This is a genomic window from Streptomyces murinus (assembly GCF_002154555.1).
Lineage (GTDB): Bacteria > Actinomycetota > Actinomycetes > Streptomycetales > Streptomycetaceae > Streptomyces > Streptomyces murinus.
Map to the genome: position 1 here is coordinate 1 of NZ_MUNF01000369.1, position 10,518 is coordinate 10,518.

The 10,518-nt window shown below is 72.6% G+C and carries 12 protein-coding genes; 11 read left to right on the top strand and 1 reads right to left on the bottom strand.

The annotated features are described in order from the left end of the window. The 11 genes from CCN72_RS39065 to CCN72_RS22315 all read left to right on the top strand — a co-directional run. Positions 1-692 (top strand): hypothetical protein (locus CCN72_RS39065; protein ID WP_158101385.1); only part of this gene is annotated, 692 nt, incomplete at its 5' end. Between the two features lie 38 nt (positions 693-730). Next, on the top strand, positions 731-1,486 hold the full coding sequence (locus CCN72_RS22270; RefSeq protein ID WP_085564908.1) for a GntR family transcriptional regulator: 756 nt from the start codon (positions 731-733) through the stop codon (positions 1,484-1,486). 153 nt (positions 1,487-1,639) lie between these two features. Further along, positions 1,640-2,764, top strand: coding sequence for a TIGR03364 family FAD-dependent oxidoreductase (locus CCN72_RS22275; RefSeq protein WP_086809046.1), 1,125 nt, complete (start codon positions 1,640-1,642; stop codon positions 2,762-2,764). Between the two features lie 8 nt (positions 2,765-2,772). Beyond that, the gene (locus CCN72_RS22280) at positions 2,773-3,471 is read left to right on the top strand and encodes an HAD family hydrolase (RefSeq protein ID WP_086809047.1); all 699 of its coding nucleotides are present in this window, start codon (positions 2,773-2,775) and stop codon (positions 3,469-3,471) included. A gap of 1 nt (position 3,472) precedes the next feature. Continuing rightward, positions 3,473-4,519, top strand: a complete 1,047-nt coding sequence (locus CCN72_RS22285) for an ABC transporter ATP-binding protein (protein WP_086809048.1) — start codon at positions 3,473-3,475, stop codon at positions 4,517-4,519. Then, entirely contained in the window at positions 4,512-5,390 is an 879-nt protein-coding gene (locus CCN72_RS22290; RefSeq protein WP_167408706.1) for a 2-aminoethylphosphonate ABC transporter permease subunit, read from the top strand. Before CCN72_RS22285 ends, CCN72_RS22290 begins: the two co-directional genes overlap by 8 nt. Continuing rightward, positions 5,377-6,174 (top strand): ABC transporter permease, encoded by a 798-nt coding sequence (locus tag CCN72_RS22295; protein ID WP_167408707.1) that lies wholly within the window; start codon positions 5,377-5,379, stop codon positions 6,172-6,174. Before CCN72_RS22290 ends, CCN72_RS22295 begins: the two co-directional genes overlap by 14 nt. 55 nt (positions 6,175-6,229) lie before the next feature. Next, positions 6,230-7,282, top strand: coding sequence for a 2-aminoethylphosphonate ABC transporter substrate-binding protein (locus CCN72_RS22300; protein ID WP_086809050.1), 1,053 nt, complete (start codon positions 6,230-6,232; stop codon positions 7,280-7,282). Between the two features lie 71 nt (positions 7,283-7,353). Beyond that, positions 7,354-8,175 (top strand): alkaline phosphatase family protein, encoded by an 822-nt coding sequence (locus tag CCN72_RS22305; protein ID WP_086809051.1) that lies wholly within the window; start codon positions 7,354-7,356, stop codon positions 8,173-8,175. A 104-nt stretch (positions 8,176-8,279) separates the two neighbouring features. Continuing rightward, on the top strand, positions 8,280-9,059 hold the full coding sequence (locus tag CCN72_RS22310; RefSeq protein WP_086809052.1) for an HAD-IIA family hydrolase: 780 nt from the start codon (positions 8,280-8,282) through the stop codon (positions 9,057-9,059). Positions 9,060-9,167: 108 nt separating this feature from the next. After that, positions 9,168-9,734 (top strand): hypothetical protein, encoded by a 567-nt coding sequence (locus CCN72_RS22315; protein WP_086809053.1) that lies wholly within the window; start codon positions 9,168-9,170, stop codon positions 9,732-9,734. Positions 9,735-9,750: 16 nt separating this feature from the next. On the opposite strand, the gene CCN72_RS22320 is transcribed toward CCN72_RS22315, so the two are convergent. Continuing rightward, complete coding sequence (locus CCN72_RS22320) at positions 9,751-10,422, bottom strand: FadR/GntR family transcriptional regulator (RefSeq protein WP_037651534.1); 672 nt, start codon at positions 10,420-10,422, stop codon at positions 9,751-9,753. Positions 10,423-10,518: the final 96 nt, after the last annotated feature.

Below are 10,518 nucleotides of genomic sequence, written 5' to 3' on the forward strand. Positions count from 1 at the left end.
TTGAGTTCGTGCCGGTCGTCGTCCTCGTCGACGACCGGCACGAACTCAAGGCCGGGCAGGCCCGGTTGGACTTCGACGACGGCTCCCGCGTCCACCCGGTGACGTTCGAGAGCACCGACGAGAAGGAGTTGGTCGGCGTGCTGGACGCACCCGGATTCGGCGGTTTCGCCGTACCGCCAGGCAAGACGGTCAGCGTGCGGGTCCGGCTCGCGCTCACCCAGGAGGCCGCCGTACCCGACCAGGTCACCGCCAACGCGGCCGCCGTGCAGCGGCGCGGTCAGGACGGGGACTGGGTGGGCGAGTCCAACGCCTACCGGTTCGGGGTCGGCACCCCGATGTCCCCGACTCCCGAGCCGCCCGGGGACCAGGACGGCACCCCGGTTGCCCAGGACCTCACGGGCACGGGCACGGGTACGGGTACGGGTACGGAGCGGCCTCAGGGCACCGGCGGCAGCGCGGGCCCCGGCACTCCGGCCCCCGGCACCGGCTCCGCCGGACCCGGCGCCCCGCGCCCCACGGCCACCGCCCCCGACTCCTCCCTCCCCTTCGCCCGGGACGCCCAGGAGGCCGGGCGGCGCGCCCGTGAACTCGCCCGCACCGGCCCCGCCCTCACCCACGGCCTGCTCGCCGCCGCCGGTGCCCTGCTCTGTGTGACCGGAGCCGCGTTCCTCCTGGCCCGCAGACGCCGCTGAGTTGAGGGCCCCTCGCCTTCATCTGCAACGATCCCTGCGTGGACTACCCGTATGAGCAGGCCCCAGGCGCCCCCGTCCGGTCCGGCATCCCCGAGCACGGCCGGATCCCGAAGTACTACGCGGTGAAGGCGAGGATCGCCGGACTGCTGGAGCAGCTCGGGGAGGACAGCGTCATCCCGACCGAGCGGGACCTCGCCGAGCGCTACGACGTCGCCCGCGAGACGGTGCGCCAGGCGGTGCGGGAGCTGGTGCTGGAGGGGCGGCTGCGCAGGCGGGGGCGCGGGACCGTGGTGGCAGGGCCCAAGCTGGCCCAGCCGCTGTCGCTGGCGAGCTACACCGAGGGCGTGCGCCGCCAGGGCCGTACCCCCGGCCGTACCCTCGTCACCCTCGACCGCTTCCCCTGCCCGGCACCCCTGGCCGCCGAGACCGGGCTGACGAAGGGCGAGCCGGTCTGGCACCTGGAGCGGGTGCTGCTCGCGGACGAGGAGCGGGTCGGCCTGGAGAGCACCTATGTCGCGGTCGAGCGGGTGCCCCGGCTGGACTCCGACTTCGACGCCGACTCCTCCTTCTATGGCTATCTCGCCGCCCAGGGCATCGGCTTCGGCGACGCCGACGAGCGCCTGGAGACCGTGCTCGCCACGCCCCGCGAGGCACTGCTCATCGGCACCCCGCCGGCCCTGCCGATGCTGCTGATCCACCGGGTGTCCCGGGACACCGCCGGCCGGCCGCTGGAGCGGGTGCGGTCGCTGTACCGGGGGGACCGGTTCTCCTTCACCGCCCACCTCCAGGGCTGAGGAACGTCCCTTTTGGGTAGGGGGATCCGGACATAGCCACCGCAGCTATGGTCACGAGGAGATAACGGGTCTAGCCCAAACGTGATGGGCAGTTCACGCCCCCGTCGACGGGCGGACGTCTCCGGTTACCCGTCCCCGAGCACCGTTGGCGTCGTGAGAGTGACAGTCGTCGGAGGCGGCGTGGTCGGCACCATGCACGCCTGGCAAGCAATCGAACGTGGCCACGAGGTCGTCCAGATCGAGCGGGAGGCCGAGGCGCGCGGCGCCTCGCTGCGCAACTTCGGACAGATCTGGGTCAGTGGCCGGGCCGGGGGAGAAGAGCTGGAGACCGCGCTGCGGGCGCGGGAGCTGTGGGAGGGCATCGGCGGCCGGGTGGCCGGGCTGGGCTTTCGCGCCACCGGCTCCCTGACCCCGGTGCGCACGGAGCTGGAACTGGCCGTCGCCGAGGCCGCCGTGGCCCGCCCGGACGCCGCCGCCCGCGGCTACAAGCTGCTGACCCCGGGCGAGGCCCGCGCGCTCAACCCCGCCCTGCGCGGCGAGTTCGGCGCCGCCCTCTTCTGCGAACGGGACGCCGCCGTCGAGCCGCGCACCGCGCAGCTCGCCCTGCGCGCGGAGTTGCGCAAGTCCCCCAACTACACGTTCCTGCCGGGCCGCGAGGTCCGCGAGGTGGTCGGTACCGGGGCCGTCCGCGACGACCACGGGGACGTGCACCACGCCGACGCGGTCGTGCTCGCCACCGGCGCCTGGCTCGGCGGCCTGGTCCGCGAGCTGGCGGGCCCCGGCCTGCCCGTGCGCCGGGTCCGGCTCCAGATGATGCAGACCGACCCGCTGGGCGAGCCGCTGCCGACCTCGGTCGCCGACGGCGACAGCTTCCGCTACTACCCGGCCTACGCCTCCAAGGCGCTCGACGCGCTCAACGCCGGCCAGCCGCAGCCCGAGACGGCGGCCGCGCACAAGATGCAGCTGCTCATGGTGCAGCGCGCCGACGGCGGCCTGACCATCGGCGACACCCACGAGTACGAGCACCCCTTCGCCTTCGACACCGTCGAGGAGCCGTACGAGCACCTGACCGGCGTCGTGGAGAACCTGCTGGGCCGGCCGCTGCCGCGGATCCGGCACCGCTGGGCGGGCGTGTACGCGCAGTGCGTCGACACCTCCCGCGTCGTGCACCGCCAGCAGGTCGCCGACGGGGTATGGCTGGTCACCGGGCCCGGCGGGCGCGGCATGACCTGCTCCCCCGCGATAGCCGAGACCACCGCGAACGAACTGGGCTGGTGAGTACCCCCATGACCGAAACTTCCCCCGACATCCGGCTCGTCGTCCTCGACATGGCCGGTACGACCGTCGCCGACGGCGGGCTCGTGGAGCGCGCCTTCGCCGTGGCCGCCGCCGAACTCGGCGTCCGGGAGGGCACGGCCGAGCACGCCGAGCACCTCGCCTACGTCCGCGCCACCATGGGCGAGTCCAAGATCTCCGTCTTCCGCCACCTGTTCGGGGACGAGGAGCGGGCCCGGCGCGCCAACGCCGCCTTCGAGAAGGCGTACGGCGAACTGGTCGACGCCGGTCTGATCGCCCCCGTCCCCGGCGCCCGCGAGACCGTCGAGGCCCTGCTCGCGAGCGGCCGCGCCGTCGTCCTGACCACCGGCTTCGCCCGGATCACCCAGGACGCCATCCTCGCCGCCCTCGGCTGGGCGGACCTGGTGCCGCTCACCCTGTGCCCGGCGGACGCCGGCGGACGCGGGCGGCCCTTCCCCGACATGGTCCTTGAGGCATTCCTGCGCACCAAGGCCGCCGCGGACGTACGCCAGGTCGCCGTGGTCGGGGACACCTCCTACGACGTGCTCAGCGGCGTGCGCGCCGGGGCCGGGCTGGTCGCCGGAGTGCGCACCGGGGCCCACGGTGACGCGGAGTTCCACGCGGCGGGCGCCACCCGGGTCCTGGACTCGGTGGCCGACCTGCCCGCGCTGCTCACGGGAGCCCGGTGAGATGAGCATCCGCTTCGAATCCGTCACGGTCGCCTACGACGGCAACGTCGTCCTCGACTCGCTCGATCTGACCGTCGAGCCCGGCGAGGTCATGGCGCTCCTCGGGCCGTCCGGCTCCGGCAAGACCACCGCGCTGCGGGCGGTCGCCGGGTTCGTCAGGCCCGCGTCCGGACGGGTGCTCCTCGGCGGCCGGGACGTGACGGACCTGCCGCCGTACCGGCGGGGCATCGGGATGGTCGTCCAGCAGTACGCGCTCTTCCCGCACCTGCGGGTCGACGAGAACGTGGCCTTCGGGCTCAAGGCGCGCGGCACCGCACGGAGCGAGATACGGCAACGGGTGAGCGAAGCCCTGGAGATGACCGGCATGGCCGGCTACGCCCGCCGTCATCCGCGCGAGCTGTCCGGCGGCCAGCAGCAGCGCGTCGCCATCGCCCGCGCGCTCGCCATCCGGCCCGGCGTGCTCCTCCTGGACGAGCCGCTGTCCGCGCTCGACGCACAGCTGCGCTCCGGAATGCTCGCGGAACTCGCCCGGCTGCACCGGGAGTTGCCCGACGTCTCGATGCTGTACGTCACCCACGACCAGGTCGAGGCGCTGACCCTGGCGGACCGGATCGCGGTGATGGACAAGGCGCGGCTGCGGGCGTGCGGGACACCGAAGGAGCTGTACCGGGCGCCCACCGACACGTTCACGGCCTCCTTCGTCGGCGGCGCCAATCTGCTGCCGGTGACCGTGAGTTCGGGAAGTGTCGACCTCGCGGGCCGGGAGGTGAAGGTCGACACGGCGGGCGTGGCCGCGGGGGCGCGGGCCACGCTGTGCGTCCGGCCGCATCTCGTGGGGATCGGCGAGGGCCCCAATCAACTCACCGGCATCGTCCAGGAGATCCAGTGGCGAGGGGCCACGCACCGGCTCTACGTCAGGATCGGCGAGCACGATGTCATGGCGGACGTAAGGGAGTTGAGGGACCCGCCGTGGCGGGGTGACGAGGTCACGTTGCACTTCGCGCCCGATGACGCGGTGCTGCTGCCCGCGGGGGTCGGTCATGGCTGATGCCGTACAGAGAGTGCGGCTCGTCCGTGGCCGGTCGCGCAGTTCCCCGCGCCCCTTCAGGGCGCTCGTCTGGACCCTGCCTCCCCTCGCGGGCCTCGCCCTCTTCTTCCTCTACCCCCTCGCCCTGGTCGTCCAGCAGTCCTTCCGGCCGGACAGCGGGGGGACCTCCGTCCAGCCGTACGCCGATGTGTTCGCCTCGGAGGCGTTCCGGCAGGCGCTGTGGACCACCGTGTGGCTGGCGCTCGCGTCGACCGCCGGGTGCCTGGTGCTGGGGTTCCTGCTGGCGCTGGTGATCGCGTTTGTGCCGTCCCCCGGGGCGAAGGCGGTGGCGCGGTTCGTGGATGTGTTCCTGTCCTTCCCGTCCTTCCTGATCACGCTGGCCCTGCTGTTCGTCTACGGCGGCGTCGGCATGGCCAACGGGGCCTGGACCGGACTCACGGGTGCCGCGCAGGGCCCGTTCCAGTTCCTGAACACACCCTGGGGCGTGCTGCTCGCGGAGATCACCTACTTCACGCCGTTCGTGATGCGCCCGCTGCTCGCCGCGTTCTCGCAGCTGGACACCGCCCAGCTGGAGGCGGCCAGTTCGCTGGGAGCGCGGGCGCCGCGGATCGTACGCCAGGTGATCCTGCCGGAGGCGCTGCCCGCGCTCGCGGCCGGCGGCAGCCTCGTCCTGGTGCTCTGCCTCAACGAGTTCGGCATCGTGCTCTTCACCGGCGCGAAGGGGGTCACCACCCTGCCGATGCTCGTCTACAGCAAGGCGATCCTGGAGTCCGACTACCCGGGCGCCTGTGTGGTCGCCGTCGTCAACGTCCTGATCTCCGTGGGTCTCTACGGCCTCTACCGGGTGGTGAGCCGTCGTGCTGGTGCATAGCCGAGGGGCCAGACGGGCTCTGTGGGCGGTGTTCCTCGTCCTCTTCCTGCCGCTGTTCGCGCTGCCGCTGCTCGTGGTGCTCGGCGCCTCCTTCGCCACCCACTGGTCCAGCGTCCTGCCCTCGGGCCCGACGCTCGCCAACTACCGCTCCGCGACCCGCGGCGAGGCCCTCCAGGCGCTCGTCACCAGCCTGCTCACCGCCACCGGCGCCAGCCTCCTCGCGCTGGCCGTCGGCACCTGGGCGGCGCTCGCAGGAGCGGCCCTGGGCAAGCGCGGCAAGCGGGTGCTGGACGCCCTGTTCGTGCTGCCGGTCGCCGTGCCCTCCGTGGTGGTGGGCCTGTCGGTCCTGGTGGCCTTCTCCCAGCCGCCGCTGCTGCTCAACGGCACCCGGTGGATCGTGATCCTCGCGCACACCGTGCTGGTCACCGCCTTCGCCCACCAGTCCGTGTCGGCGGCGATCACCCGCCTCGACCCGGCCTACGAACAGGCCGCCGCCGCCCTCGGCGCCCGGCCCTCCTCTGTGCTGTGGCGGGTACGGCTGCCCCTGCTGCTGCCCTCCCTGACCGCGGCCGCCGGCCTCTGCTTCGCCCTGTCCATGGGCGAGTTGAGCGCCACGATGATGCTCTATCCGCCGGACTGGACCCCGTTGCCCGTCCTGATCTACGCGGCCACCGACCGCGGCGCCCTGTTCACCGGCTCCGCCGTCGCCGTGGTGCTGATGGCCGCGACCCTGCTCGTCCTGTTCGCCGTCTCCCGGTTCCGCACCCGGGCGTCGTACCGCTGACCAGCCACTCCCGTACCCCCCGATCGCCTTGAGAACGCCAGGAGTTCGTCTCGCCATGTCCAGGACCAGACTCTCGCTCGCCACAGCCGTCGCCCTGCTCGCCGCCCCCGCGCTGTCCGCCTGCGGTTCCTCCTCCGCCGCCGATGCCAAGGAGGTCACCGTCTACAGCGCGGACGGCCTCAAGGGCGAGAACGGTGACGGCTGGTACGACAAGGTCTTCGCGGACTTCACCAAGAAGACCGGTATCAAGGTCAAGTACGTCGAGGGCGGCTCGGGCGAGGTGGTGCAGCGCGCCGTCCGCGAGAAGAGCAACCCGCAGGCCGATGTGCTGGTCACGCTGCCGCCGTTCATCCAGCAGGCCGACGCCAAGGGCCTGCTCCAGAAGTACGAGCCCGCGGGCTCGACCGCGGTCAGCGGCGCCGACAAGGCGCCCGACGGCACCTGGACCTCCGTCGTGAACAACTACTTCGGCTTCGTCTACAACAAGAAGGAGCTGAAGACCGCGCCGAAGACCTGGGACGACCTGCTCGACGTCTCGTACAAGAACAAGCTCCAGTACTCCACCCCGGGTGTCGCCGGTGACGGCACGGCCGTGCTGATCCAGACCATGCACGACCTCGGCGGCAAGGACCAGGCCCTCGCCTATCTGAAGAAGCTCCAGGCCAACAACGTCGGCCCGTCCGCCTCCACCGGCAAGCTCGCGCCCAAGGTGGACAAGGGCGAACTGCTCGTCGCCAACGGCGATGTCCAGATGAACTACGCCCAGTCCAAGACCATGCCCAACCTCGGCATCTGGTTCCCGGCGGGCAAGGACGGCAAGCCCTCCACCTTCGCGCTGCCGTACGCCGCGGGCCTGGTCACGAAGGCCCCGCACAGCGCCAACGGCAAGAAGCTGCTCGACTTCATGCTCGCGCAGCGGGCGCAGGCCGAGGTCAGCTCCATCGGGGGCGGCTTCTCGGCCCGGGAGGACGTCAAGGCCACGGACGCCAACGCCATCGCCCTCACCAAGCTGATGGACGGCGTCGACTTCTTCCAGCCGGACTGGAACGACATCGACAAGAACCTGACGTCGTACGTCGAGGACTGGAAGGCGGCGACCGGGAGCTGATTGATTGGCGGGGCACCGCCCCCGGCCCGAGCCGGGGGCGGCGCCCCGCCGCCCTCTCCTCGGAGGTTTCCGTGCCCCGTACGCCCAAAGTGCTCGTCATCGGCCTGGACGGCGCCCTCCTCGCCCGCATCGAGGACGCCGACGCGCCCCACCTGGCCGCGCTGACGGCCGCCGGGCTCACCGCGCCGAGCCTCGTCGAGCCGGGCGCGCCCACCCTGTCCGGGCCCGGCTGGGCCACGATCCTCACCGGTGCCCGGCCCGCCAAGCACCGGGTGCGGGACAACTCCTTCACCGGCCACGCGTTCGCGCGCTACCCGGACTTCCTCACCCGCCTCGCGTCCGCCGAACGCGACCTGGACACCTGCGCGATCACCTCCTGGGCGCCGCTCGCCGAGAAGGTCTTCTCCGCGCGGGTCGGCACCCGGGTGGCCACGCCGGACGCGGAGTACGACGCCGGTACGACGGACCGGGCGGTAGCCGAGCTGCGGGACGGGGACCCGGACGCCCTGTTCGTCCAGCTGGACGGGATCGACGACGCGGGCCACCGGCACGGCGCCGCCTCACCGTGGTACCTGGAGGCCATCCACGGCGCCGACGCCCAGGTCGGACGGATGGTGGCCGAGGTCCGGGCGCGGCCCGCGGACGAGGACTGGCTGGTCCTGGTCACCGCCGACCACGGCCACACCGACACCGGCGGCCACGGCGGCCCCAGCCTCCCGGAACGCCGAACCTTCCTGATCGCCGTCGGCGACGGACTCGTACCCGGCTCGGTCCGCACGGACGTGACGATGCCGGACGTGGCCGCCACCGCCCTCGCCCATCTCGGAGTCGCCCTCGACCCGGCCTGGGACCTGGACGGCCGCCCCCTGCGCGTGCCGGCGGCCACCGGCTGATCGAGGGGGTACGGATCAGCCGGGGCTGATTAGGCTGGGGGCGTCGGTACGCCGTGGTTCCGGCCCCCGCTCGTAGATCTCACGCATGCCAGGAGACGCACAACATGGCAGACCGCAAGCCGATCGAATCGTGGCTCACCGACATGGACGGCGTCCTGATCCACGAGGGCGTGCCGATCCCCGGTGCCGAGGCATTCCTGAAGAAGCTGCGCGACTCGGGCCGCCCCTTCCTGGTCCTCACCAACAACTCCATCTACACCGCCCGCGATCTGCACGCCCGGCTGCGCCGGATGGGCCTGGACGTGCCGGCCGAGAACATCTGGACCTCGGCGCTGGCCACCGCCCAGTTCCTGAACGACCAGCGGCCCGGCGGCAGCGCCTATGTCATCGGCGAGGCCGGTCTGACCACCGCGCTGCACGACGTCGGTTACGTCCTCACCGATCACGAGCCCGACTTCGTGATCCTGGGCGAGACTCGCACCTACTCCTTCGAGGCCATGACCAAGGCCGTGCGGCTGATCAACGACGGCGCCCGGTTCATCGCCACCAACCCCGACAACGTCGGCCCCTCCACCGAGGGCGCGCTGCCCGCCACCGGCTCGGTCGCCGCCCTGATCACCGCCGCGACCGGCCGCAAGCCCTACTTCGTCGGCAAGCCCAACCCGCTGATGATGCGCGCGGGCCTGAACGCGATCGGCGCCCACTCCGAGACCTCCGCGATGATCGGCGACCGGATGGACACCGATGTGCTGGCGGGCCTGGAGGCCGGGATGCGCACCTTCCTGGTGCTCAGCGGGGTGACCCAGCCGCAGGAGGTGGACGCGTACCCGTTCCGGCCCTCGAAGGTCGTGGACTCCATCGCCGATCTGGTCGACCTCATCTGACGTCGGCGGCTCAAACCCGGTCTCACCCGGACGGAGCAGCGGGGCGCCCCTTCGGGATGCGGGGGCGCTCCGGCCGGGAGAACCTCCTTACGTGTCTGGAGGTTCACGATGGGCTCACTTCCCCTCACTGTGTGCAGCGGTCTGCTGGTCGTAGCCGCGCTCGGCCCGGCGGCCCAGGCCGCCCGCGCGGCGGACGGCGGCACCCTCGCCGCGGCACCCGCCGCCCCCGCGCCGGGGGCCGAGGTGACCCTGAAGGTCAGCGGCTGCACCGGGAGCCAGGCCGTCGCCGCCTCGCGCGCCTTCACCGCCGACGCCCGCCTCACCGGCACTCAGGGCGCCCTCTCCGGAAGCGCCCGCGTCGGCTCCACGGTCGGGCCGGGCGCCTACGAGGTCAAGGTGACCTGCGCCGACCGGGTGGTGGACGGCAGGATCACGGTCGTGGCCATGGGCAGAGCGGCTACGGACAAGACAGCTACGGACAAAGCGGCTATGGGCAAAGCGGCCAGGGACAAAGGCGCGTCCGCCGCCCCGGTCGACGCCACCGCGCACTTCGCCACCGTGGCCACCAGCGGCTCCGGACCCGACACCGCGCAGGCCGTGACCGGGCTCGCGCTGGCCTCGATCGCCGCCGTCGCCGTGGGCCTGCGCGCCCGCCGGGGCCGCCGTACCCGCTGAACCGCCGGCGGCGGGCTCACCCCGACAGCCGGGTCCGTACGTTCCCGAAGTGGTCCCTTATGGCGCGCTCCGCGCGCGGGGAGTCCCCGGAGCGGACCGCGTCCAGGATCTCCCGGTGCTGGCGGCAGGTCACCCGGGGGTCCTGCGGCACGTCCAGCAGATCCCGGCGCACCCGGTGGAAGGCGTCCCAGAACGCCTCGAGGACCTCGCTGAGCAGGGCGTTGTCCAGACCCCGGTAGAGCGTGGCGTGGAAGGCGCGGTCGGTGTCGGCGAGCCCCGCGCCCTGGGCCGCCTGCTGTTCCATCCGGTCGACCAGCGCGTCCAGCTCGGCCAGGTCCGCCTGCGGCAGCCGCCCGGCGAGCCGGGAGACGAGGCCGGTCTCCACGGCCTCGCGCAGTTCGAGGAGCTGGAGCAGCGAGTCCTCGCCCCGGTAGTGGCCGACGACCGTGCGGAAGGCGAGGCCCTCGATCATCGGCGCGAACGACATCGGGCCGACGTACGTCCCGAAGCCGTGCCGGATCTCCACGATGCCCATCGCCTGGAGCGCCTTGAGCGCCTCGCGCACCGAGTTCCGGCTCGCCCCGAGGAACTCCATCAGCTCCGGTTCGGTCGGCAGCGGGGCCCCGGGAGGCAGCCGCCGGTCCACGATCAGCCTCTTGATCCGCTCCTGAAGGTCCCGCGCTGCCATGGCCAGAGAGTAGCGGCCCCATGAAGCGGGGCATACGAAAAGGTCCCCCGCTGCTGCGAGGGACCTTCTCCGTCTGTGCGCCGCCAGGGACTCGAA